Genomic DNA, 25,233 nt, shown 5'->3' with positions numbered 1-25,233 from the left:
GCTCTGCAACGCTGAAAGGTGATTTACGAGGGGGTCATGCTAACACAGCAACAGGCTGAATACACTTCATCATGCAAGCCAGCAGGCCCGCATGATGAATGTTGATGACGGCTATTAGTGGCCGGGGAAAGGGACCAGACTGAAGCACTTAATACCCTGTTTTTCAAGGCGTTCTTCACCACCAATATCAAACAGGTTAATGATAAAGGCCGCGTCGGTTACCTCGCCGCCCAGACGGCGGATCAGCTTCACGGTGGCTTCGATGGTGCCGCCGGTCGCCAGCAGATCGTCAACCACCAGCACTTTGTCGCCAGGCTTGATGGCATCGACGTGGATCTCTAACTGATCGGTGCCGTATTCCAGCTCATAGCTTTCCGCAATGGTTTCCCGCGGCAGTTTACGCGGCTTACGCACCGGGACGAAACCAACGCCCAGCGCCAGCGCTACCGGTGCGCCGAACAGGAAGCCACGGGCTTCAGTACCGACCACTTTGGTGATACAGGCATCTTTAAAACGCTCAACCAGCAATTCAATGCTGAGGGCGTAGGCTTTCGGGTCTTCCAGCAAACTGGTGACATCACGGAACAGGATGCCCGGTTTCGGATAATCCTGGATGCTTTTGATGCTGTCTTTTAAATATTCAAGCTGCTGCGCAGTCGCGGTCATGGATTTTTTGCCTGATAGAAACGGTGTTACTCACGGCACGCTGATTAAGGATCAAATGCAACGACTGTTTAACATTTAACCGGGTGTGCCCGTGCTCGAAAACGCTCGAATTTACTGGCTGTACGCGACAATTGCAACACACTTCCGTTCGCGTCACTGATTTTGTTGTTTTTCGTCAACCACCGGGATGCGCCACATAAAAATCAGCAGGCAGGCAAGAATAACCAGCAACAAAATGCGTACCCACATCATCTTTACCAGCCATAATGACAGCGCAAAGGTGATGAGGATCACCGCAACGGCGCGAGGCTTCGCCCCCGGCGGCATGGCGCGGTACTGCTGCCAGTGACGCAGATAACCGCCAAACCACGAGCGATACAGCAACCACTGGTGAAATCGTGGCGATGAGCGGGCAAAGCACCAGGCCGCAAGCAGAATAAACGGCGTCGTGGGTAACAGCGGCAGCACAACACCCAGCGTACCGAGGACTACCGCCAGCCAGCCGATGATGATTAGAATAGTGCGTTGCATGATAGGGATCGTTAGCGGATGTTACAGCCACTGTACCACAGGCTTTTCAAATATTGAGCGGAGAGACGTGTGAAAACGGATCGACTTTTACAGGCGTTATCTGAGCAGCTGGCGACCTTACGAGCGCAGGTCGCCCCCCTTGCCGGGCATGCCACCGTCAGCGCGCGCTTCGATCGCCAGCTTTTCCGCACCCGCAGCACGCGGATGTCTGCGTGTCTTGAGGAAGCGGAGGGCAATCTTGCCGCCCTGCGCCAGGCGGTTGAAAAGGCGCAACTGGCGCAGGTGGCCTGGCTGGCGGAACATCTCAGCGCGCAGATTGCCGCCTTGATGCGTGAAACCGCCACCTGGTCGCTCCGGCAGTGGGATCATGCGTCACCGGGGATCGCAAAGTGGCAGCGTCGCCGTTTGCAGCACCAGGAATTTGAGCGCCGTCTGATCGAAATGAAACAGACGCGGGAAGCGCGATGCCGTGCGACCAGCGAGCCGGAAGCGCAGCAGAAACTGCACCAGGAGATCGTGGCGCTGGAAGGCCGGTTGTCCCGCTGCCAGACGGCATTACAACGTATTGAATCCGTGCTGGCACGGATGACTCGCTAAGGAAGAAATCCATGTCATTAGAGAACGCCCCGGACGACGTCAAACTGGCGGTAGATTTGATTATGCTGCTGGAAGAACATGCTATTCCGCCGGAAACGGTGCTGAAAGCGCTGGCGATCGTGCGGCGGGATTTTGAGAAGAAAGTGGCGGCAAATTCAGCCGCAGAGTGACCCTCTCCGCCGGGGAGAGGGTCGAGGCAATCCCATCACATCAGGCGATGCCTGGCGCTGAGTTATCGCCGTTCAGATCACGCTTAACTTCCGTGAACTCCTCACCACTGGCATTGCGCAGATGCACTTCCAGCTGGTTGAAGGCGATGTCGATGCCGTTTTCACGACACAGACGGTCGATGGTGCGGTTCAGTTCATCGACGGTGTAGCTGCGGTCACGCAGTTCGCGCACGTACAGGCGCAGTTCGTGATCCAGCGTGCTCGGTCCGAAGGTGGTAAAGAACACCGCCGGTTCCGGATCGTGCATCACTTTCGGATGTTCCATCGCCGCTTTCAGCAGCACCTCTTTGACCTTGTCCAGATCTGAACCGTAAGCCACACCGAGACGCACCACCACGCGGGTGATGGTGTCGGACAGTGACCAGTTGATCAGCCGCTCGGTTACAAAGGCTTTGTTCGGGATGATCACTTCTTTACGATCAAAATCGGTAATGGTGGTGGCGCGGATACGGATCTTACTGACCGTGCCGGAGAACGTACCAATGGTGACGGTATCGCCAATACGCACCGGGCGTTCGAAGAGAATTATCAGGCCGGAAACGAAGTTACCGAAGATCTCCTGCAGACCAAAACCCAGACCGACCGAAAGCGCGGCGGCAAGCCATTGCAGTTTATCCCATGACACGCCCAGCGAGCCGAAGACCGTCATTGCACCGGCAGCAATGATCAGGTAGTTGAGGATCTGCGTAATGGCGTAGGACGCGCCCTGGCGCATTTTCAGTCGGGAGAGCACCAGCACTTCCAGCAGACCTGGCAGGTTGCGGATCAGCGCCCAGGCGACCACCAGCGCAATCACCGCAAACAGCAAGCTGCCCATGGTGACGTTTTTCACCACGTTGACGCCCGCTTCACTGCCGTTGTAATGCCACAGGGTAATGCTGTCGAGATAGGCGAAAACGGTGATCAAATCTGACCAGATCGCCCAGAACACGACGCCGAACAGCGCGATCATCACCAGCATGGTGATGCGCAGAGTTTGCTGGTTGATCTGCTCCAGCGCCATGGTCGGCTCTTCCTGCGGCTCGGCCCCTTCCGCCCCCTCTTTCACCAGATTCTGTCGACGCGCCAGCGCGCGGCGATAGGCGATACGCCGTGCCGCCACGCTTAAGCCGCGCAGCACGGTCTGGTACAGGAGGTTCCAGATAATCACCAGATAGACGGTTTCGATCCAGCGACCGGACAGACGCAGCGTGGTATAGAAGTAGCCCGTCGCCGTCAGCACCATCAGCGCCACCGGCACAATCGACAGCACGGTAATGGTGATCAGCCGAATGCTATGGGACTCTTTATCGTGCCAGCTTTCACGGAACATCGGCCAGATTAGCGCCGTGATCGCCAGCAGATTAAGCAGGATCACCACCTGGCCGATAACATCATCCATCAGGTGCAGCGGCGACAGCTCCGACACCACCGACCAGAAGTGCAGCGGCAACAGCGCCAGGCTTAAGCGCACAATCTGCCGACGCCAGTGGCTGGTGAGCGTCGCTGGCATATTGAAATGCATCACCGCCACGCCGTCTTTTTCCAGCACTTTCCAGCACAGGCCGAATACCAGCCAGTAAAGCGCCAGTTTTTTACTGAACGCCCACAGGAGTTCGCTGACATTAAGCTGCATGGTGAGCAGGATCAGACCAACGGCAAGGATCAGCAGGCACACCGGCAGCGCACGGATCAGATCGATAAGAATGGCTTTTGGCGTGTGCAGTTGGCTGTCGTTGCGCAGTTGCCCTACTTCGTCGGCCAGTTTTGCCTGATACTGCTTCAGCCAGCGCAGACGCCAGCGGATCAGACCGGCAATCAGTAGCAGCGGCAATCCGGCAAGAAAAGCGACAGCAACGGCGGGCCAGGCCTTTTCCCAGTTAACGGTGATTTTCGTCGATTTGATCTGATCTTTTAACGCCTGCGGGAAGGCTTTTAGCCACTCCCAGTCCATGGGTTTGTTGCTGTTGATCCAGAAGATTTGCTGGGTGAGGATCTCCTGTAAGCTTTTGGACACGCTCATCAGCTGCTGCTGATTCACCTGCAGGTTAATCGCCATCATCAGCTGATTACCCAGCTGTTTGTTCAGCTGATCCAGTAGTTCGCGGCGCATATCCACCACCTGCAACAGGGCGTCATGCACTTCATCATTCACGTCTTTCTGGTGGCCCTCTTCGAGCTTCGTCACGAACGCTTCGTTCTGGAACAGCGCGTCGCGCTGCTGGTTGATTTCAAATTGCTCCAGCCGCAAATCCGCGATGCGGTTGGTCATGTCTTCCAGCTCGTCTGCCGACGGCAGCGTCTGCTGCTGCTGGTAGAGAATACGCGATAGCAGCAGGCTACCTTTCAATACCGCAATCTGTTCTTTGACGTTGCGCTCGGATTGCAGCGCACGATCGAGCCAGTTTTTGACTTTAATATTTTGCTGCACCAGCGCATTGCTGTTCTCGGTGGCGCTGATCAGCCGCTGGCTGAGCTGATGGTTAACATCCAGCTCCTGCTTCACCAGCGGATTTGCCTGGATACGCGTGGTTTCGTCTGGATTGACCGCTTCCTGCGCGGTTTTCTCGGTGAGCGTCAGGCGCTTGTTATTGACCGCATCCTGCAATAGCTGCAGTTGATGCTCCAGCAAATTGCTGTTGGCGGTGACGTAATCCCGCTGTTTTTGCAGGGTATCCTGCAACGTGGTATTGCCTTCGAGGCTTTTGCGCTGCTGATCGATTTGCGCATGCAACAACGCCTGCTGCGTCATCAATAATGTCTGCTGCGTGGGACGTAGCGAGCCTTCGCCGGCCATAGTGCCGTTCAGCCGGTTGCGAATTTGTTGCAACTGCTGAGACGCCGTATACATGGCGTTCTGCACACGCTCCGGCTGCGTCTGCAGGGACACCAGCTGGCTGTTATAGCTGGAGAGATCGTTCTGCGCCGCCTGCAAATCGTCCAGCACCTGAGCGACGCGGGATTCCAGCTGACGCAGTGAGAGCGCGGCCAAGGTTTTACGCGTTTCGTCGTCGTTATCTTTATCACTTAACGCATTCAGCCTTTCCGTGGCCTCGCGCAGTTTTTCCGGCGCCTGGGCCACTTTCTGTTTGAGCAGCGCCGTTTCCTGTTTGACACGCTCTATTTTATCGATCGTATCCAGGGTCTCGCTCAGATCGTCAATGACCAGTTTATCCTGCGGGCTGTGCGTTTTTTGCTTGTTCAGCGCATCAAGCTGGCTTTGCGTTTCGGCGCGGGTTGGCAAGTCGGATGCCGCCTGCGCAGCGTTGACCGTCGCGCAACATGACGCGACGAATAAGCACAGCGCAAAGGCAAACGCTGAAATCGGGTTTTGCGGGCGTATAGTGTGCAGCATAATTTTAGCGTGAGTGTGTTCTTTACAGGAAAGTGGCCGGAAATAGCCTGGCACGCAGAATATCACGCCCGTCCGCGACTACCTAGCAGCGCACGACGCCTCCAGGATAAATCCTGGAGAGTGGGATTTTGTCTTAAGCAGGCTGTGCCTCTGAAGGTGCGCACATCGTCGGGCAGAACTGGAACATCTCCAGTAAAATCGTCACGTAATCTCGCGCTTCTTTCTTGAGATCAAAGGATTGTGGTGCCAGCAGCCAGTTTTCCATAATGCCGGATATATAGCTGCGCATCAGGATCGCTGCCCGGCGGGTGAGCAAATTCGCGGGTAACCTGTTTGATTGCATACAGCGTTTGAGCGTTAGCTCAATTCTGTCGTAACTTTCAAGACATAAACTGCGTTGTGCCTGTTGCACAATTGCCATTTCACCGACAAACTCACACTTGTGATAAATTATTTCCATCATTAGCCGACGGCGTTCTTCAATAACCGTCGCTTCAAGTATATAGACCAGAAGTTCCCGTAAAACGGAAAGTGGATCGTCGGGGAATTTTGCCTGATACTCAAGCTCAAGATCGCTAATGCTGGACTCTGATAGCTCCCAAATTTCACCAAATAAGTCTGACTTATTTTTGAAGTGCCAGTAAATCGCGCCGCGAGTTACACCCGCCGCCTGCGCAATTTCAGCCAGCGAGGTTGAAGAAACCCCCTGCTGAGAGAACAATCGCATTGCCACGTCGAGAATGTGCTGACGTGTTTCTAAGGCTTGTTGTTTGGTTTTTCGTGCCATATGTAGGTGATTTTACAGGAGTCAGATTTACATACATTTATGGATGTATGTAACATAGCATGACCAGAATATAAACGCAGCAATGGGTTTGTGGACGCTTGATCCATTGATCAATTTGAAATCGGATACTCGAGGTTTACCTATGAACAAAAACAGAGGGTTCACGCCTCTGGCGGTCGTTCTGATGCTTTCAGGCAGCTTAGCGCTTACAGGATGTGATGATAAATCGGCTCAGCAACAAGGAGCAGGACAGCAAGCGCCAGAAGTTGGGATTGTGACACTCAAATCTGAACCCCTGCAAATCACGACAGAATTGCCTGGCCGTACCAGCGCGTATCGCATTGCAGAAGTCAGACCTCAGGTCAGCGGCATTATTTTAAAACGTAACTTCACCGAAGGTAGCGATATTAAAGCGGGCGACTCGCTTTATCAGATTGATCCCGCCACTTACCAGGCCTCTTACGAGAGCGCCAAAGGCGATCTGGCGAAAGCCCAGGCTGCGGCAAAAATTGCGCAGGTCACCCTTAACCGTTATCAGAAACTGATCGGCACCAACTATATCAGTCAACAAGATCTGGATACCGCGCAGGCCGATGCGATGCAGGCCAATGCCGCCGTGGTCGCAGCGAAAGCCGCTGTTGAAACCGCGCGTATTAACCTCGCGTACACCAAAGTAACCTCCCCGATTAGCGGCCGCATTGGTAAATCCGCCGTTACCGAAGGTGCTCTGGTACAGAATGGTCAAACCAACGCGCTGGCCACCGTGCAGCAGTTAGATCCGATTTACGTGGATGTCACCCAGTCCAGCAACGATTTCCTGCGTCTGAAGCAAGAACTGGAAAACGGCCAACTGAAACAGGAAAACGGCAAAGCGAAAGTTGAGCTGATTGCCAGCAACGGTGAAAAACTGCCGCAAACCGGAACCCTGGAATTCTCAGACGTTACCGTCGATCAAACCACCGGCTCTATTACGCTACGTGCGATTTTCCCGAACCCGAATCAGTCTCTGCTGCCGGGCATGTTCGTGCGTGCACGCCTTGAAGAAGGCGTAAACCCGAATGCGCTGCTGGTACCTCAGCAGGGCGTGACCCGTACGCCGCGCGGCGATGCGAGCGTGATGGTGGTTGGCGAAGGCGACAAAGTTGAACAGCGTCAGATCACCGCCACGCAAGCAATTGGTGATAAATGGCTGGTTACGGATGGTTTGAAAACCGGCGATCGCGTGATTGTTACCGGATTACAAAAAGTTCGTCCTGGCGCTCAGGTAAAAGTGCAGGAAGTAAAGGCTGAGACGAAAGAGCAAGCCGCAGGCGGCGCCCAGTCAGAACAGCCTAAGTCTTAACTTAAACAGGAGCCGTTAAGACATGCCTAATTTCTTTATCGATCGCCCCATATTTGCATGGGTATTAGCGATCATCATCATGCTGGCCGGGGGACTTGCGATTATGCAGTTGCCGGTAGCGCAATATCCAACGATTGCGCCGCCTGCTGTAACGGTTAACGCAAACTATCCCGGTGCTGATGCTAAAACGGTGCAGGATACCGTCACTCAGGTTATCGAACAGAACATGAACGGTATCGATGGCCTGATGTACATGTCCTCAAACAGTGACTCCACCGGTTCGGTGCAGATCACGCTGACCTTCGAATCCGGTACTGACGCAGACATTGCACAGGTACAGGTGCAGAACAAACTGCAGCTGGCGATGCCGCTGCTGCCGCAGGAAGTGCAGCAACAGGGCGTTAGCGTCCAGAAGTCATCCAGTAGCTTCCTGATGGTGGTCGGGGTGATCAACACCGACGGCTCCATGACGCAGGAAGATATTTCTGACTATGTTGCCGCCAACATGCAGGATCCGATCAGCCGTACCAACGGTGTCGGCGACGTTCAGCTCTTCGGCTCGCAATATGCGATGCGTATCTGGATGGATCCGAACAAACTGAATAACTTCCAGCTGACGCCGGTGGATGTCATCACCGCGATCAAAGCGCAAAACGCCCAGGTCGCAGCCGGTCAGTTAGGCGGTACCCCGCCGGTGAAAGGGCAGCAACTGAACGCCTCGATCATTGCGCAGACCCGTCTGACCTCGACGGATGAGTTCGGTAAGATCCTGTTGAAAGTGAACCCGGATGGCTCGCAGGTGCGTCTGAAAGACGTCTCCCGTATTGAGCTGGGCGGTGAAAACTACGACGTTGTCGCGCGCTATAACAACCAGCCCGCAGCGGGCCTTGGGATCAAGCTTGCCACCGGTGCGAACGCGCTGGATACGGCAAACGCGGTGCGTGCTGAACTGGAACGCATGAAAGAGACGTTCCCGGCGGGTCTGGAAATTGTTTATCCGTACGACACCACGCCGTTCGTAAAAATCTCTATTAACGAAGTGGTGAAAACGCTGGTCGAAGCGATCGTGCTGGTGTTCATCGTGATGTATCTGTTCCTGCAGAACTTCCGTGCCACATTGATCCCGACCATCGCTGTACCGGTTGTATTGTTGGGGACCTTCGCGGTCCTCTCCGCCTTCGGCTATTCGATCAATACCCTGACGATGTTCGGCATGGTGCTGGCGATAGGCCTGTTGGTGGATGACGCCATCGTGGTGGTGGAAAACGTCGAACGTGTTATGACCGAAGAGGGCTTACCGCCCAAAGAAGCCACGCGTAAGTCCATGGGCCAGATACAGGGCGCACTGGTCGGTATCGCGATGGTGCTGTCGGCGGTATTTATTCCGATGGCCTTCTTCGGCGGCTCTACCGGTGCGATCTACCGTCAGTTCTCCATCACTATCGTTTCCGCGATGGCGCTGTCCGTACTGGTGGCCTTGATCCTGACCCCGGCCCTGTGTGCCACGATGCTGAAACCGGTCGCCAAAGGCGATCACGGTGAAGGCAAAAAAGGCTTCTTCGGCTGGTTCAACCGCATGTTTGATAAGAGCACCAACCATTACACCGACAGCATAGGGAACATCCTGCGCAGTACCGGTCGTTATCTGCTGCTCTATATCATCATCGTGGTCGGCATGGCCTATCTGTTCGTGCGTCTGCCAAGCTCGTTCCTGCCGGACGAAGATCAGGGCGTGTTCCTGACAATGGTTCAGTTGCCAGCGGGTGCAACGCAAGAGCGTACACAGAAGGTGCTGGATGAAGTCACTGATTACTACCTGAAAAACGAAAAAGCGAACGTGAACTCCGTGTTTGCGGTTAACGGCTTCGGTTTTGCAGGTCGTGGTCAGAACACCGGTATCGCGTTCGTCTCCCTGAAAGACTGGGGCGAACGTCCGGGGGATGAGAACAAAGTGGAAGCGATCACCGGTCGCGCCATGGGGACCTTCTCGCAGATCAAAGATGCGATGGTCTTCGCGTTTAACCTGCCGGCGATTGTGGAACTCGGTACTGCCACCGGCTTCGACTTCCAGCTGATCGACCAGGGCGGTCTTGGCCACGATAAACTGACCCAGGCGCGTAACCAGCTGCTCGGCGAAATCGCGCAGAAAGGCGATGTGCTGGTCGGTGTTCGTCCTAACGGTCTGGAAGATACGCCGCAGTTTAAAATTGACGTTGACCAGGAAAAAGCCCAGGCACTGGGTGTATCCATTAGCGATATTAATACCACCCTCGGCGCAGCATGGGGCGGAAGTTACGTGAACGACTTCATTGACCGCGGTCGTGTGAAGAAAGTCTACGTGATGTCTGATGCCCAGTTCCGTATGTTGCCGGAAGATATTGGCAACTGGTACGTGCGCGGCAGTCAGGGCCAGATGGTGCCGCTGAACGCCTTCGCTACCACGCACTGGGAATACGGTTCACCACGTCTGGAACGCTATAACGGTTTACCGTCAATGGAACTGCTGGGTCAGGCAGCACCGGGTAAGAGTACCGGTGAAGCCATGGCGATGATGGAAGAACTGGCGAGCAAGCTCCCGGCGGGTATCGGTTACGACTGGACGGGCATGTCCTATCAGGAACGCCTCTCCGGTAACCAGGCCCCTGCCCTGTACGCTATCTCGCTGATCGTGGTCTTCCTCTGTCTGGCTGCGCTGTATGAGAGCTGGTCGATTCCGTTCTCGGTTATGCTGGTTGTTCCCCTGGGTGTGCTGGGTGCACTGCTGGCGGCGACCCTGCGTGGTCTGGGTAACGACGTTTACTTCCAGGTGGGCCTGCTGACAACCATTGGCTTGTCGGCGAAGAACGCGATATTAATCGTCGAATTCGCCAAAGATCTGATGGAAAAAGAAGGTAAGGGCCTGATTGAGTCAACGATGGAAGCGGTGCGTATGCGTCTGCGTCCTATCCTGATGACCTCGCTGGCGTTCATCCTCGGCGTTATGCCGCTGGTGATCAGTACTGGTGCCGGTTCCGGCGCGCAGAACGCCGTAGGTACAGGCGTAATGGGCGGGATGGTCACGGCGACCGTGCTGGCTATCTTCTTTGTACCGGTGTTCTTTGTGGTGGTTCGCCGCCGCTTCAGCCGCAAGTCGGAAGATATTGAGCATTCCCATAAGGTTGAGCATCATTAAGCCATGATGTTTGAGTAAAGGCCGCGTAAGCGGCCTTTTTCTTTTCAGAGAAAAATGATAAAACCGTCTTATTGTCTGTGCATTTATATTGTGCTGTTAAAATAGGACATATAATTCTCAAGGCTTAAGTCCACTCTTAAAAGTATTGGTAAAATTCTTAATTATTGTGAATTTTATTAATCCGTAAGAATAATCCTAAGTATTTTTCTGAGCCAGACCAGCCACAATAACATCCGACCAGTTGGTTGCGGTTAACATGATGAAATCAAAGGATCCATTAAGATAACTGAAGATTTAACGCGTAAAACGTCGGCAGGTTAGTCAGCCAAAATAACGACGATGGGTAACCCAAACGGTAATAATTGTAATTTTTCGTAATAGGGCCATGAAATCCTATTCGCTCTGGCTTATAGTTAAATTGAGGCGTAAGAGCAGCTTACGCGGCAGGTCACAGTGTTGTATCCATCCCGATACGGTGTTCGGTTAGAAAAAAAAAGCCACTCAGAAGGGGATGCGTTATGGACGAATACTCGCCAAAAAGGCATGATATTGCGCAGCTGAAATTTCTTTGTGAAACCCTCTACCGTGATTGCCTCGCCAATCTGGAAGAAAGCCATCATGGTTGGGTTAATGATCCAACTTCAGCGATCAATTTGCAGTTAAACGAACTTGTTGAGCATATTGCAACCTTCGCACTTAATTATAAAATTAAGTATAATGAAGATAATAAGCTGATTGCCCAAATCGATGAATACCTCGATGACACGTTTATGTTGTTCAGCAGCTACGGCATTAACACAGAAGACTTACAGAAATGGCGCAAATCAGGGAATCGCTTGTTTCGCTGTTTCCTCAATGTGAGCAAGGCTAATCCTGTTAGCCTCTCCTGTTAGAACTATTACAATCACAAAGGTGAATTTATGTCGGATAAACCATTAACCAAGACTGATTATTTGATGCGTCTGAGGCGCTGTCAGACAATTGACACCCTGGAGCGCGTCATTGAGAAAAATAAATATGAGCTTTCGGACCCGGAATTGACGGTATTTTATTCAGCGGCCGATCACCGTCTGGCAGAACTGACCATGAATAAGCTGTATGACAAAATCCCGTCATCAGTCTGGAAATTTGTCCGTTAATCCTTGTCATGTTTTTTCTGAGGTTATATCGCAACGCTTCTCCAGCGCCGTTATCTGACGGCTTATTCCGGCGATGAACAGGTCGTGCACATGTGATCACGATCACAAGCCCTCGCGAAGGTATTACCCTTTCCGGCTATCTCACTTTACGGTGTCCACTGTTACGTTTACTGGTGAGATAGCAATGAGCGACGAGAAACAGAAAATGATTGCCGGCCTGCCCTACCGGCCGTCCGATGATACCCTGCGCGCCGATCGTCAGCGTGCCCGGGAAATCCTCTACCGTTATAACCACTCCGCCCCGGATGAAAAAGCCGCGCGCAGCGCCATGCTGGCAGAACTGCTGGGCAACAGCGGTAACGCGTATATCGAGCCGAATTTCCGCTGCGACTACGGCTACAACATTTCTCTGGGCAATAATTTCTACGCCAATTTTGACTGCGTGTTGCTCGACGTCTGCCCGATCCATATCGGCGATAACTGCATGCTCGCTCCCGGCGTACATATCTATACTGCCACGCACCCGCTGGATGCCACCGAACGTAACAGCGGTGTAGAGTTTGGCGCGCCCGTCAGTATCGGTCATAACGTGTGGATTGGCGGACGCGCGGTCATAAACCCTGGCGTCACCATTGGCGATAACGTGGTAATAGGCGCAGGCAGCGTGGTGATCCGCGATGTCCCGTCTGATGTGGTGATCGCCGGAAACCCGGCGCGTATTATCAAAACGTTGACGCCTGCCATCGTCTGACTGTTATTGTTTTTTGCGGTGCGACTGTTACTTTTTTTCACACCCTACGGGCGCGTAAAATAGGCGGTTTCACCTGCACGTCGTCAGAATACAAGGGAAATAAATGACCGAGATCCAGCGGCTGCTCATGCAAACTATTGATGAGCTTAATATCCGCGAGAAACGCGACAACCGACCGCGTTTTAGCATTAGCTTCATCCGCAATCATCCTGGGTTATTTGTCGGTATGTACATCGCCTGGTTTGCCACGCTGGCCGTAATGCTGCAATCCGAAACTCTGGCAGGCTCCGTCTGGCTGCTGGTCGTGCTGTTTGCGCTGCTTAACGGCTTCTTCTTTTTTGATGTCTATCCGCGCTATCGCTACGAAGATATTGATGTGCTGGATTTCCGCGTCTGCTACAACGGCGAGTGGTACAACACCCGTTTTGTACCGCAAACGCTGATTGACGATATTCTTAATTCGCCTGCCGTCAGTGAGAAAGAGAAATTACAGCTCCAGCAAATGGTCGCCCGCAAAGGCGCGCTGTCGTTTTATGATATTTACACCCTGACGCGCAAAGAGGCGGCAAAATAACTGCCGCCCGTTTTCTCCGCCCTTAACGTCTTTTCTTCTTGCCCTGCACCGCTTTAAAGCGCGGGTTTGATTTGCAAATCACGTACACCCGCCCTTTGCGGCGAACCAGCTGACAGTCCGGGTGACGTTGCTTTACACTGCGTAACGAGTTGACGACCTGCATGATGGGATCCTTTTCGCTGTTAATTGACTTGTTATAACATAACAAAAGTCTATCGAAGTTATCCGCCGAATACAAGCCGCACCGCGTTATGCGTTTTCCGCAAAAGCACATGATCCCCCGCGTGTATAAATTAGAAAATAACGTTATTGGTCGCCTTTATCGGCTTCAGGCACTCTGCCTGAACACCCAATGAGAGGACGAAATCATGCACCTGCACTGTTGTTGTACCCGCTCCCGGAACAGGAATGACGCCCCCCATTTTGCGATAGACGGAGACAACGATGACCACCTTACCCGTACTGGATTTTTCACAGTTTACCGATCCCGCTAACCGCGACGCTTTTCTTGCACAGCTGCGCCACGCCGCCCGTGACGTCGGCTTCTTCTATCTGATCAATCACGGTGTGGAGCGCACCCTGCAGGACGCGGTGCAGGCCGAAGCCCGTAAATTCTTTGCCCTGCCCGATGCGCAAAAGCAGCAGGTGGCGATGATCCACTCCCCGCATTTTCGTGGCTACAACCGCGCGGCTTCCGAGCTGACGCGCGGCCGGCCTGACTGGCGCGAACAGTTTGATATTGGCGCCGAACGCCCTGCCCTTGAACTCACGGAAAACAGCCCGCGCTGGCGGCGTTTGCAGGGACCGAACCTGTGGCCGCACACCTTACCGACGCTGCGCCCTGCGCTGCTCGCCTGGCAGGATGCGATGACCGCCATGGCGCTCAGTCTGCTGCGCGCGTTCGCCGAAGCGCTGCATCTGCCTGCTGACGCCTTCGACAGTCTCTACGGCGAGCAGCCCAACGAACACATCAAGCTGATCCGCTATCCAGGCCAGCAGGAAACGCAAAGCGATCAGGGCGTCGGCGCACATAAAGATTCCGGTTTCCTGAGCTTCCTGTTGCAGGACGCGCAAAAAGGCTTACAGGTTGAAGTCGCAGCGGATCGCTGGATCGATGCCGAACCGCTGCCCGGCAGTTTTGTGGTCAATATCGGTGAATTACTTGAGCTTGCGACCAACGGCTATCTGCGTGCCACGGTACACCGCGTAGTGTCACCGCCAGCCGGGCAGGAGCGCCTGTCGATCGCCTTTTTCCTCGGCGCACAGCTCGACGCCGTAGTGCCGGTTTACGCCCTGCCAGAGGCGCTGGCGCAGGAAGCCTGCGGGCCGGAAAGCGATCCGCAGAACCCCCTGCTGCGCGACGTGGGCTGGAACTACCTGAAAGGCAGACTGCGATCGCACCCGGATGTCGCAGAGCGTTATTACCGGGATGTGCTGCGCGAACGCAGCGAACAATTCATCGTCTGATCAATAACTCAAAAGGCCAACATCATGAAACATGCCGCATTTAAACTGGCAGGCGTTACACTGTCTCTTTCACTGGCGTGGACTTCAGCGCATGCCGCTCCGCTGCGTATTGCCGCCGATCCGGTGCCGCACGCTGAAATTCTTAACTACATCAAAAAACTCGATCCAAAGCTGGATCTGAAAGTGGTGGAGCTGACCAGCGGGGTTAACGCCAATGAGCTGTTAGCCAATGGCGATGTCGATGCCAACTACTTCCAGCATGTGCCCTATTTGAAAGATCAGGAGAAAGCGCTCGGTAAAACTTTTGCCGTGGCCGCTACCGTGCACATTGAACCGCTCGGCATCTATTCGCATAAATACAAAGATTTTAAATCGGTGCCGGATAACGCCACGGTGGCGGTGCCGAATAACACCACCAACCTCAGCCGGGCGCTGTTCCTGCTGCAAAGCCAGGGGCTGATCACGCTCAACGCGAAATTTACCGATCCGGCCTCCACGCTCGCCACGCCGAAAGACATCGCCGAGAACCCGAAACATCTGAAGATCCTCGAAATTGAATCGCCACAGATCCCGCGCTCGCTGGATGATGTCGATCTGGCGGTGATCAACGGCAACTACGCGCTGGAAGCCGGGCTAACGCCAGCCAAAGATGCGCTCGGATTAGAGAGCGCTGTGCATAATCCGTATGCCAATATTCTGGTGACGAATCCGCAGCTGGCGAACGATCCGCGCATTAAAGAACTGGCGAAAGATCTGAATTCGCCGCAGGTGGCGGACTTTATTCGTAAGCAGTACAACGGCTCGGTTATTCCGGTTGCGCCGCAGTCATGATCGTCATTGAAGGGCTGAGTAAAACCTACGCCGGAACCGGCCAACCGGCACTGAACGACGTTTCGCTGACCGTCCCGCAAGGGGCGATCTACGGCATCCTCGGGCGCAGCGGCGCGGGTAAGAGCACGCTGATCCGCTGTCTGAATTTACTGGAGCGGCCCACAGCGGGCCGCATTCTGGTGAATGGCCGGGACATTACGCGTTTTGATAAAGCACAGTTGCGCGCGCATCGCCTGCGCACCGGCATGATTTTCCAGCACTTCAATTTACTGCATGCGCGCTCAGTCGCCGATAACATCGCCGTGCCGCTGGAGATCGCCGGCGTCCCCAAAGCGCAGCGTGAGGCGCGGGTCAATGAACTGCTGTCGCTGGTGGATCTGGCGGATAAAGCCGCAGCCTTTCCGTCGCAGCTCTCCGGCGGCCAAAAGCAGCGCGTCGGCATTGCCCGCGCGCTGGCGTCAAAACCGGACGTGCTGCTGTGCGATGAAGCCACCAGCGCCCTCGATCCCGACACTACCGCGTCTATTCTGGCGCTGCTGGCGGAGATTAATCAGCAACTGGGTCTGACCATCGTGCTGATCACCCATCAGCTTGAGGTCGTGAAACATCTTTGCGATCACGCAGCGCTGCTGGAAAACGGCCAGCTGGTCGAAGGCGGCAAAATCGCCGATCTGCTGGCGACGCCCTGGTCGCGGCTGCGTAAAGCGCTGCTGCATGACCGGCAGGCGGAGCGGCAATTCCTTGCCCGCCATGGCATTGACGGGAGGTCATTATGCGTAGCATGAGCTGGGAGGATCTCTGGCCGCTGCTGCTGGATGGCACGCTGGACACGCTGTACATGGTGGCGCTCGCGGCATTTTTTACCGTGCTGATGGGGCTGCCCGCCGGGATCCTGCTCTATATCTCCCGCGCCAATGGCCTGCTGCCGCTGCCGAAACTGAACGCCCTGCTTGGGGCGGTGATCAACGTGGGCCGTTCGCTGCCGTTTATTGTGCTGCTCATTGCGCTGATCCCCTTCACCCGTTTGCTGATCGGCACCACGCTCGGCAGTACCGCGGCGGTGGTGCCCATCACCATTGGCGCCTTTCCGTTTTTTGCCCGTCTGACGGAAAACGCGCTGGATGAAGTGGATCATGGCCGTATTGAAGCCATTCTGTCGATGGGCGGTAACGTCTGGCACGTCATCGCCAAAGCACTGCTGCCGGAGGCGCTGCCCGCGCTGCTGGCGGGGATCACCCTGACGGTAGTGATGCTGATTGGCTTTTCGTCGATGGCAGGCGTTATTGGCGGCGGCGGGCTGGGGGATCTGGCGATCCGCTACGGCTATCAGCGCTTTAACGATCAGGTGATGGTCGGCACCGTGATCATTCTGGTGGCGATGGTCCAGGGTGTACAAATGGCGGGGGATCGTCTGGTGCGCCGTCTGGCGCACCGACGTTAACTCAGGCGTCCTGCTGATCTTTACCGACAAGGATCGTCGTTAAGACAAAGGAGAGCACCAGCGCGATCACCACCCCGGCGAGCGCGAACATAAAGTACGGGCCGATATAAGCGGGCAGACTGAAAATGCTCGACAGAATATAGCCGTACAGCCGCACACCAAAGAAAGCGATAAACGCCGAGGCCAGCGAACTGGCGATGGTCGCGGCGATAAAGGCTTTTTTGTAGCGCGTCAGCACGCCAAACAGCGCCGGTTCGGTGATCCCCAGCAGCGCGGAGATGCCCGCCGACAAGGTCACCGTGCGATCCTGGCGATTTTTACTGAGCCGCCAGATAGCAAAGGTCGAACCGGCGATCGCCATGTTAGCCATAAACATCATCGGCATCAGCATGTCGTAACCGCGGTCGCTGAAGTTTTGCAGCGCAATCGGCGTCATCGCGTGGTGCATGCCGGTGAGGATCGCCACCGGACGGATCGCCCCAACCACCAGACCCGCAAAGCTCGACGACACGCTGAACAGCCCTTCGATAAACAGCGCCAGCCCTTTCCCCAGGTAAATACCGATGGGGCCAATCACCACCAGCGCCGCCAGCGCGCCGAGGAACAGCGTCAGCGTCGGCGTAAACACCGTTTTCAGCACGTCCGGCATGATGCTGTCCACCCAGCGGTGGATATAGCTGAGCGCCAGCACCGAGAAAATCACCGGGATCACGCTGGCAGAATAGTTAAAGACCGATACCGGAATGGCGTTGAGCAACCAGAACGCCGTCACCGCCTCCGGCTGATGCGCCGCCAGCGCTTTCGCCGCTTCAATCAGCGACGGATACATCAGACAGGCCGCCACCGCCGCCGCCAGATATTCATTGGTTTTGAAAATTTTCGCCGCTGAAACGGCGAGGAAGAATGGCAGAAAATAGAACACGCCGCTGGCAATCAGATCGATCACCACCACGGTATCGCTTTTCGCAGACACCAGCTTGAGGGCGATCAGTCCCGCCAGCAGGCCTTTGATCATCCCGGCACCGGCGATCGCCGGCACTATCGGCCCGAACACACCCGAGACGGTATCCATAAACATCGACACCAGGCTTTTGCGACCTTTCTGTGTCGGTGCTGCATCGGTAGTTCGGGTGTCGCCGCCGAGCGTGGTCAGCATTTGCTCGTACCAGCTGTTCACTTTCGGGCCGATGATGATCTGAAACTGGTCGCTCTGTAACTGTGCGCCGAGCACGCCCGGCAGCTTTTTGATTTCGCCCTGATCGACTTTATTATCGTCAATGAGATCAAAGCGTAAGCGCGTCATACAGTGCCACACTTTGTTAATATTACCCTCGCCGCCCACCAGACGGATAATATTATTGATGGCGTCTTGCGTTCCCATAAAAGCTCCTGCCGGAAGTGTTGTCGTTTTAATATGTGTTACTCATGGTAGGTAAATCACCACAACAAAACAAACCAATAAAATATGAATCACGTCACATTTCGCCACCCTAAAGCCTTTAAAAACGAAACATTGCAATAATTGGTCTGGTTTTTAATTAAAAACAATCAAATTATCTGACCAAAAAATTTATAAAAAAAACGGTTTACCTTTTCTGGAAATTCAGGGGATGATAATAGCCATAACGATTTATCTGGCCTGAAAAGGAGTATTCCCTGTGACGCCAACGATTATTCAAAATATCGAATGTTTTATTACCCGCCCCGACCGGCATAATCTGGTTACCGTGCGGGTCACCACCGATAAAGGCATCACAGGACTCGGATGCGCCACTTTTCAGCAACGTCCACTGGCGGTGAAAACGCTGGTCGACGAATACCTGAAACCGCTGATGGTCGGGCGCGACGCCAACCACATCGAAGACGCCTGGCAGATGATGAACGTTAACGCCTACTGGCGTAACGGTCCGGCGATGAACAATGCGATTTCCGGCGTCGATATGGCGCTGTGGGACATCAAAGGCCAGCTCGCCGGGATGCCGCTCTATCAGCTGCTCGGCGGTAAATCCCGCGATGCGATCCCCGCCTATTCCCACGCCAGCGGCGAAACGCTGGACGAACTCTTTGCCGCCGTCGACAAACTGGTAGCCCAGGGCTACCGCCACGTGCGCTGCCAGCTCGGTTTTTACGGCGGCACGCCGGCGAATCTGCACACTCCCGACAACCCCACGCCGGGGGCCTATTTCGATCAGCAGGAGTACATGAGCAACACGGTGGCGATGTTTGCCGCGCTGCGTGAAAAATACGGCTATCAGCTGCATATCCTGCATGACGTTCACGAGCGGCTGTTCCCGCAACAGGCGGTACAACTGTCCAGGCAACTGGAGCCGTATCAGCCTTACTTTATTGAAGATATTTTGCCGCCGACGCAAAGCGCGTGGCTGGAACAGGTGCGGGCGCACAGTACCGCGCCGCTGGCGATGGGCGAGCTGTTTAACAACCCGGCGGAGTGGCACGATCTGATCGTCAACCGCCGCATCGACTTTATCCGCTGCCATATCTCGCAGATTGGCGGCATCACCCCGGCGCTGAAGCTGGCGGTGCTGTGCCAGGCCTTCGGTGTTCGCCTGGCCTGGCACGGCCCTGGCGATATGACGCCGATTGGCGTGGCAGTGAATACCCATCTCAATATTCACCTGCACAATGCGGCGATCCAGGAGTTTATTCCCCGCTCCGCCAGTACCGATGCGGTGTTCCCTGGCGCGCCGGTGGCGAAAAATGGCTTTGTGTATGCGTCGGACGCGCCGGGTATCGGCGTCGGTTTTGACGAAGAGAAAGCCCTCGCCAGCCCGCTGGTCTACCGCCCGCATGAGTGGACGCAAAGCCGCCTGCCCGACGGCAGCATCCACACGCCTTAACCGCCGCCCTGGCGGAAGGTCAGATTGTCGCGGTTGTAAGGAATGATGTAGGTACAGGTGTAATTGATGTCGATAATATCGCTGATCTCATACACCTGGCCGCCCTCCAGAATACCGCGGTTGCTGATGTGCATCGCCGGGCTGCCCTTTTTGCAGCCCAGCAGCACCGCCTGTTCCCGGCTGACGCTGACTGCGCGATAGGTGGTCAGCAGATGCGACACCTGATAGCCCTTGCTCAGCACATATTGCTGCAATGAACGCTCGATCACCTGCTGATTCAGATCCGGAAAATCCGCCACCGGCATCCGCGACACTTCGATCTGCACCGCTTCTTCATCCACAAAGCGCAGGCGGCAAAACTGCCAGATAAAGCTCTCTTCCGGCAGGCCGAAAATCTGCTGCTCATCGCGGTCGGGCCGTTTTTTATGCAGGCTGATCATGCGAAAACGGATCTGATCAAAGCGCTTTTCGGTGATCGAGTTGTACACCAGCGGATTGTTGCGCGACTGCTCGTTGATCCAGATCCCCGATCCCTGCACGATGCGCACCACGCCAATGCTGGCGAGTTTTTCCAGCGCCTGACGGATAGTAAAACGTGAGACGCCGTATTCTGAGGCCAGCTGACGCTCCGGTGGAAGCTTACGTGGACCCGGCTCACGATTTTGATAAATTTTGCTCAGCAAATCCTGCGTCACAAACTCTTTTTTCTTCATCTGACGCATCCTGCATTACTGTTAATTGGCTGTGATATAAGGCTATCATCCACAAGGCGTGCCGAACATCAAAACAGGGATTTTTGATTATGAACAACCGACGGCTTATCAGCGTCATCACGGGTGTACTGAGCCTGGCGGTATTGCTTCCCGTCGGGCTGAGCATCTGGCTGGCCTATCATCAGGCGGAAGACAATTTTGCCAGTGAAATGGACAACTACGCCTCGCGGGTGGTGATGCGCACGGAAAAGGTGATCGAGCAGGGTAAAAATGCACTGAATGAAATCGAATCCTTCCACGGTCAACCGTGCAGCCCGGAACATTTACTGGCGATGCGCCACGTCTCCTACATCAATCGCTATCTTCAGGAAGTGATCTACCTCGACGGCCTCAGGCCGCTCTGCTCCTCCCTTGAAAACCAGAGTCGTGAGGGTATTTTTTCGGGCGCAGGCAAAACCACCCGCGACGGCTACCGCGTCTGGCTAACCACCGCGAATGACATTGGCCTGCACCGCACCATGCTGGCGCTGGGCAGTCAGCGCCATGTGGTGATGATCGATCCGCAGTCGCTGATTGACGTGCTGCCGTTTGGTAACTGGTCGATTGAAACCGCCCTGATCGGCACCGAAAGCGAGCGGGTGATCGCCAGCAGTTTTGATTTAACCCCTGCCCTCTGGCAGAAACTGAAGTCCCTCGGCGATGAACAACTGAAATCTCAGGGCGCGATGTACAACGTGAAGCATTATCCGCAGCTGGGTGTGGCGATCGTTACCGTCGCCTCCCTTGCGCCACTGGAAAAGACCTGGCATCGCCAGCTGATCATCTGGCTGCCTTTCGGTCTGCTGATGAGCTTTCTGCTGGCGGCGTTCCTGTTACGCTATCTGCATCGCCTGCAGTCGCCGCGCCAGCGTATGCTGGATGCTATCAACGCGCGTGACATCGTCGTTAACTACCAGCCCATCGTGGCGCTCAGCACAGGTAAAATCGTCGGCGCAGAAGCCCTTGCCCGCTGGCCGCAGATTGACGGCAGCTTTCTTACCCCCGATGTGTTCATTCCGCTGGCGGAAAAAACCGGACTGATGCCGCGCCTGACGCAGCTGATCATCGAAACCGTGTTTGAGGATCTGGGCATCTGGCTGCAACAGCACCCGGAGATACATATTTCCGTGAACCTCGATCCGGGTGATCTCACGTCCGGCACCCTGCCCGCATTACTGCATGAGCAGCTGACCCGCTGGCAGTTATCGCCTGCGCAAATTGCCCTTGAACTTACCGAGCGCGGTTTTGCCGATCCGGAGATCAGCGCCCCGGCCATCGACGCGCTGCGCAAGGCCGGACACGCTATTTACATCGACGATTTCGGCACCGGCTATTCCAGCCTCAGTTATCTGCAAAACCTGCACGTCGATATTCTCAAGATCGACAAATCCTTCGTCGATGCGCTGGCGTATAAAAACGTCACCCCGCAGATTATTGCGATGGCGAAAGCGCTGGATCTGGCGATGGTGGCGGAAGGCATTGAAACCGACAGCCAACAGGCATGGCTGCGTGAGCACGGTGTGCAGTTTGGTCAGGGGTGGCTGTACAGCAAAGCGTTGCCGAAAGCGGCGTTTATTCTTTGGGCCGAAGCGAATCTGCGCACGACCCCCTCCGCATAAAACAACGCGGGCAGTGGTGCTGCCCGCGTCATGGGTTATTACCGGCGTTGCTGCCAGCTAAACCGATAGTGCACGCGATCCTGCGTCAGAATAAATTCCGGCGACACGCTCGGACTCCAGGAATCATCTCCGCCAACGCCCATATGGAAAGCATCCACATGCAGCCAGCAGCCCGGCTCCTCACGCAGCGAATGGTGATGCGTGGTCGCCTGTAACTGCGCCTGACCGTAGCGGCTGAGGGCAAAGTGGAAACGCCCGTTCAGCTGATGCGCGCCGTAGCGCAGTTCGCGGGTATCGCAGCGCAGGCCGTTGTCGCCGGGGAAAATGTACGGCGTATGCAGTGCCGCCAGCGGTAGCGTCCAGCGCCCCTGCCGCGCCGCCAGTTTGCGATCCGGGTAGTTTTCATGCGGCCCCAGTCCCGTCCAGCTTACCGACGATTCCACGTCCGCCAGCTGACAGCTGATGCCGATACGCGCGGGCGGCGGCACGTCGGACGCCACCTCAACCTCCACTTCGCCATGCAGCACGCCGTAACTGTCGATGCGCCAGCGTTTATGGCTGATAAACAGCACCTTGCCATTGGCTTCCCAGCAGTGACGGGTTGCGATCCACACCTCGGACGCGGTGCGTTCCGCCGCGCAGTGCAGCAGACGCGGCGTCATGGCGTACATGCCCGCGGCTTTCCAGCGCTCCACCCAGGCATTGGGATCAATGCGCGTCACTTCGCTGACGCCAATATCATTATCCAGCGGCGCACGCGTAAATTGATCGCGCACTGGCGTAAGCAGCGTCGGCGTGTCGCCCTGCCACCACTGTGTCAGCTCGCCGCTGAGGCGGGAAAACTGCCAGCGTTGTGTCTGGTGGGTGATCGCATACTCATCCTCGCTGACAGTAAGCTCCGGCGCGGTGCCGTTCGCCTGTGGCGGCGCGACAAACAGCGGTGCCGGTAAGCGCCACTGATCCCAGGCGCAAAGATGCTGTGCCGGTGACCAGTCGGTGGCCTCAGGCTGATAAATATCTACGTTCAGCCAGACTTCGCCCGGTGCGGCGGTCAGCAGTGGCGCATCAAGCGTGATGCGCTGCGTGCCCTGCGGCGCAATGTCCAGCGCCTGCTCGCCAGACGCCAGCACCTCGCCATCGCGGGCAATCGACCAGCGCAGCACCTCGTTATCCGTTGTGCGGAACAGGTATTCACTGGTGATGTCGAACGCCAACGGCGCGGTGCTCACCAGGCGGAACTGGAAGAACTGCTGGGCGCGCTGGGCTTCATACAGCGCCGGATGCGGGGTGCGATCCGGAAACACCAGGCCGTTCATACAGAACTGACGATCGTTTGGCGTGTCGCCAAAATCGCCGCCGTAAGCCCAGAAGCGCTCGCCATTGTCGCCGGTTTTTGTCAGCGCCTGATCCACCCAGTCCCAGACAAAACCGCCCTGTAAACGCGGGTAGTCGCGGAACGCCTGCCAGTATTTGGCGAAGCCGCCAAAGCTGTTGCCCATGGCGTGCGCGTACTCGCACAGGATCAGCGGGCGCTGCTCATCCGGCATGCTCAGCCATTTTTTGATCGACCATTTCGGCACCGCCGGGAACGGTTGATCCTGATCCACGCGGGCATACATCGGACAAATAATATCGGTGGCCGCGGTGTTGGCACCGCCGCCTTCATACTGCACCGGACGGGTCGGATCGCTGCTTTTCACCCAGCGGTAGAGCGCATCATGGCTGGCACCATGCCCGGACTCATTGCCCAGTGACCAGATGATAATCGACGGATGGTTGCGATCCCGCTGCACCATGCGCGTCACGCGCTCGCTCATCGCCGGGAACCAGCGCGGATCGTCAGACAGACGGCGCATTGGCACCATGCCGTGCGTTTCGATATTGGCTTCGTCCACCACGTACAGGCCATAGCGATCGCACAGGCGATACCACAGCGGATGGTTGGGATAGTGCGAGCAGCGCACGGCGTTAAAGTTGTGCTGCTTCATCAGCTCGATGTCCTGGCGCATGGTCGCTTCATCAATTGCCTGACCGCGCTCCGGGTGATGCTCATGGCGATTCACGCCACGCAACAGCAGCGGTTTCCCGTTGAGCTTCAGCAGGCCGTTGCTGATCTCGACCTTACGGAAACCCACATCGCAGGCTTCCGTCTCCAGCAGTTTGCCATTGGCGTCCAGCAGCGACACCACCAGCCGGTAGAGCGCCGGATCTTCCGCGCTCCATAAGTGCGGTTGATCCACCGGAATGCGGATGCGGAGTTTTTCCGCCCAGGCACCGCGCTCATCAATAATCTCGCTGCCCGGTCCCTGGCTGGCCTGAGCGATAGTTTCGTCGCCGCGCCACAGGGTCAGCGCCACCAGGCAATCGGCATAGTCCCCCGCCAGTTCAACATCCACCACCAGCTGCGCGTGGTTAAAATCGGCATTGAGATGGGTGGCAACCTGGTAATCGGCGATGTGCGTCGTCGGTTTGTGCAGCAGCACCACGTCGCGGAAAATCCCGCTCATGCGCCACATATCCTGATCTTCCAGATAGCTGCCATCACACCAGCGCAGCACCATCACCGCCAGTCGGTTAGCGCCAGGTTTTAGCTGCGCGCTGAGATCAAACTCCGCCGGCAGACGACTGTCCTGGGAATAGCCGACCCATTCGCCGTTGCACCACAGGTAAAACGCGGAATTGACGCCTTCAAAAATAATCCGCGTCTGCCCCTCCGCCAGCCAGTGCGCATCCACCTCAAATGTGAGCGAGTAACAACCGGTAGGGTTTTCCTGCGGGACAAAAGGCGGCGTCACCGGGATCGGGTAGGTCACGTTGGTATAGATCGGCGTATCAAAGCCCTGCATTTGCCAGTTGGATGGCACCGGCATAGCGACCGCCTCTGCCAGATCCTGCGTCAGCCACTGTTCCGGCACCGCTTCCGGCGCAGGAAACAGGCTGAACTGCCAGTCGCCATTTAACAGGCGGCGGGAGGGAGAAGCTGCCTCGCGGGCCGCGTCAGTGGCGTCACGCCAGCTGTTCATCGGCGCATGGGCAGGCAGGCGGTGCCATTGCGTGACGACCGGATTCTCCCAGTCGCGGCGGGCAATCAAGGTGGATAAAGCAGATGCAGACATAGTTACCTCTGAATTTTGCGAAGCGC

The 25,233-nt window shown here is 55.8% G+C and carries 22 protein-coding genes; 14 read left to right on the top strand and 8 right to left on the bottom strand.

Annotated elements, in window-relative coordinates; all coding sequences use genetic code 11:
* Window positions 1-114: 114 nt before the first annotated feature.
* Window positions 115-666 carry an adenine phosphoribosyltransferase gene (apt, locus tag KW828_RS11725; protein WP_218336516.1) on the bottom strand — a complete coding sequence of 184 codons (552 nt, stop codon included), beginning with the start codon at window positions 664-666 and terminating at the stop codon, window positions 115-117.
* A gap of 153 nt (window positions 667-819) precedes the next feature.
* On the bottom strand, window positions 820-1,197 hold the full coding sequence (locus KW828_RS11720; protein ID WP_218336515.1) for a DUF454 family protein: 378 nt from the start codon (window positions 1,195-1,197) through the stop codon (window positions 820-822).
* Window positions 1,198-1,266: 69 nt separating this feature from the next.
* On the opposite strand from KW828_RS11720, the gene priC reads away from it, so the two are divergent.
* Window positions 1,267-1,794: a primosomal replication protein N'' gene (gene priC, locus KW828_RS11715; protein WP_218336514.1), complete on the top strand. Its 528-nt coding sequence runs from the start codon at window positions 1,267-1,269 to the stop codon at window positions 1,792-1,794.
* A gap of 11 nt (window positions 1,795-1,805) precedes the next feature.
* A complete protein-coding gene (rsmS, locus tag KW828_RS11710; protein WP_218336513.1) occupies window positions 1,806-1,964 on the top strand; it encodes a pleiotropic regulatory protein RsmS in 159 nt (52 codons plus the stop codon).
* A gap of 40 nt (window positions 1,965-2,004) precedes the next feature.
* On the opposite strand, the gene mscK is transcribed toward rsmS, so the two are convergent.
* Both mscK and acrR read right to left on the bottom strand, forming a co-directional pair.
* Window positions 2,005-5,358 (bottom strand): mechanosensitive channel MscK, encoded by a 3,354-nt coding sequence (gene mscK / locus KW828_RS11705; protein WP_218336512.1) that lies wholly within the window; start codon window positions 5,356-5,358, stop codon window positions 2,005-2,007.
* A gap of 133 nt (window positions 5,359-5,491) precedes the next feature.
* Window positions 5,492-6,145, bottom strand: a complete 654-nt coding sequence (acrR, locus tag KW828_RS11700) for a multidrug efflux transporter transcriptional repressor AcrR (protein WP_218336511.1) — start codon at window positions 6,143-6,145, stop codon at window positions 5,492-5,494.
* A gap of 142 nt (window positions 6,146-6,287) precedes the next feature.
* Here acrR and acrA point away from each other — a divergent pair, with 142 nt between their 5' ends.
* The 6 genes from acrA to KW828_RS11670 all read left to right on the top strand — a co-directional run bounded on the left by acrA (window position 6,288) and on the right by KW828_RS11670 (window position 13,123).
* Window positions 6,288-7,487, top strand: a complete 1,200-nt coding sequence (gene acrA, locus KW828_RS11695) for a multidrug efflux RND transporter periplasmic adaptor subunit AcrA (RefSeq protein ID WP_218336510.1) — start codon at window positions 6,288-6,290, stop codon at window positions 7,485-7,487.
* Window positions 7,488-7,509: 22 nt separating this feature from the next.
* A complete protein-coding gene (acrB, locus tag KW828_RS11690; RefSeq protein WP_218336509.1) occupies window positions 7,510-10,659 on the top strand; it encodes a multidrug efflux RND transporter permease subunit AcrB in 3,150 nt (1,049 codons plus the stop codon).
* 518 nt (window positions 10,660-11,177) lie between these two features.
* The gene (tomB, locus tag KW828_RS11685) at window positions 11,178-11,552 is read left to right on the top strand and encodes an Hha toxicity modulator TomB (RefSeq protein ID WP_088220195.1); all 375 of its coding nucleotides are present in this window, start codon (window positions 11,178-11,180) and stop codon (window positions 11,550-11,552) included.
* Window positions 11,553-11,579: 27 nt separating this feature from the next.
* Entirely contained in the window at window positions 11,580-11,798 is a 219-nt protein-coding gene (locus KW828_RS11680) for an HHA domain-containing protein (RefSeq protein ID WP_072567578.1), read from the top strand.
* 184 nt (window positions 11,799-11,982) lie between these two features.
* Window positions 11,983-12,549 carry a maltose O-acetyltransferase gene (gene maa / locus KW828_RS11675; protein WP_218336508.1) on the top strand — a complete coding sequence of 189 codons (567 nt, stop codon included), beginning with the start codon at window positions 11,983-11,985 and terminating at the stop codon, window positions 12,547-12,549.
* 103 nt (window positions 12,550-12,652) lie between these two features.
* Window positions 12,653-13,123 (top strand): YlaC family protein, encoded by a 471-nt coding sequence (locus KW828_RS11670; RefSeq protein WP_218336507.1) that lies wholly within the window; start codon window positions 12,653-12,655, stop codon window positions 13,121-13,123.
* Window positions 13,124-13,145: 22 nt separating this feature from the next.
* Here the strand turns inward: KW828_RS11670 and ykgO are convergent, their stop codons facing one another.
* The gene (gene ykgO / locus KW828_RS11665) at window positions 13,146-13,286 is read right to left on the bottom strand and encodes a type B 50S ribosomal protein L36 (RefSeq protein ID WP_218336506.1); all 141 of its coding nucleotides are present in this window, start codon (window positions 13,284-13,286) and stop codon (window positions 13,146-13,148) included.
* Window positions 13,287-13,567: 281 nt separating this feature from the next.
* Between ykgO and KW828_RS11660 the strand changes: the two genes are divergently transcribed.
* Genes KW828_RS11660 through KW828_RS11645 form a run of 4 tightly spaced genes read left to right on the top strand, consistent with a single transcriptional unit; the run spans window position 13,568 to window position 16,862 of the window.
* Complete coding sequence (locus KW828_RS11660) at window positions 13,568-14,590, top strand: isopenicillin N synthase family oxygenase (protein ID WP_218336505.1); 1,023 nt, start codon at window positions 13,568-13,570, stop codon at window positions 14,588-14,590.
* A 24-nt stretch (window positions 14,591-14,614) separates the two neighbouring features.
* Window positions 14,615-15,421, top strand: a complete 807-nt coding sequence (locus KW828_RS11655) for a MetQ/NlpA family ABC transporter substrate-binding protein (RefSeq protein ID WP_218336504.1) — start codon at window positions 14,615-14,617, stop codon at window positions 15,419-15,421.
* Complete coding sequence (locus KW828_RS11650) at window positions 15,418-16,206, top strand: methionine ABC transporter ATP-binding protein (RefSeq protein WP_218336503.1); 789 nt, start codon at window positions 15,418-15,420, stop codon at window positions 16,204-16,206. The genes KW828_RS11655 and KW828_RS11650 overlap by 4 nt, the downstream gene beginning before the upstream one ends.
* Window positions 16,203-16,862 (top strand): methionine ABC transporter permease, encoded by a 660-nt coding sequence (locus tag KW828_RS11645; protein ID WP_218336556.1) that lies wholly within the window; start codon window positions 16,203-16,205, stop codon window positions 16,860-16,862. The genes KW828_RS11650 and KW828_RS11645 overlap by 4 nt, the downstream gene beginning before the upstream one ends.
* A 1-nt stretch (window position 16,863) precedes the next feature.
* Here KW828_RS11645 and KW828_RS11640 read toward each other — a convergent pair whose 3' ends face one another.
* A complete protein-coding gene (locus KW828_RS11640; protein ID WP_218336502.1) occupies window positions 16,864-18,243 on the bottom strand; it encodes a PTS transporter subunit EIIC in 1,380 nt (459 codons plus the stop codon).
* A gap of 277 nt (window positions 18,244-18,520) precedes the next feature.
* On the opposite strand from KW828_RS11640, the gene KW828_RS11635 reads away from it, so the two are divergent.
* Window positions 18,521-19,720, top strand: a complete 1,200-nt coding sequence (locus KW828_RS11635; RefSeq protein WP_218336501.1) for an enolase C-terminal domain-like protein — start codon at window positions 18,521-18,523, stop codon at window positions 19,718-19,720.
* Here KW828_RS11635 and KW828_RS11630 read toward each other — a convergent pair.
* Window positions 19,717-20,433, bottom strand: coding sequence for a GntR family transcriptional regulator (locus KW828_RS11630; RefSeq protein ID WP_218336500.1), 717 nt, complete (start codon window positions 20,431-20,433; stop codon window positions 19,717-19,719). The two genes, KW828_RS11635 and KW828_RS11630, sit on opposite strands and share 4 nt — an antisense overlap.
* Before the next feature lie 89 nt (window positions 20,434-20,522).
* Here KW828_RS11630 and KW828_RS11625 point away from each other — a divergent pair, with 89 nt between their 5' ends.
* Window positions 20,523-22,091 (top strand): EAL domain-containing protein, encoded by a 1,569-nt coding sequence (locus KW828_RS11625; protein ID WP_218336499.1) that lies wholly within the window; start codon window positions 20,523-20,525, stop codon window positions 22,089-22,091.
* Between the two features lie 38 nt (window positions 22,092-22,129).
* Here the strand turns inward: KW828_RS11625 and KW828_RS11620 are convergent, their stop codons facing one another.
* Entirely contained in the window at window positions 22,130-25,207 is a 3,078-nt protein-coding gene (locus tag KW828_RS11620) for a beta-galactosidase (protein ID WP_218336498.1), read from the bottom strand.
* Between the last annotated feature and the right edge of the window lie 26 nt (window positions 25,208-25,233).

This window comes from Enterobacter sp. ENT03 (assembly GCF_019218745.1).
Taxonomy (GTDB): domain Bacteria; phylum Pseudomonadota; class Gammaproteobacteria; order Enterobacterales; family Enterobacteriaceae; genus Enterobacter_D.
This window is presented reverse-complemented; position numbering and strand designations above follow the sequence as displayed.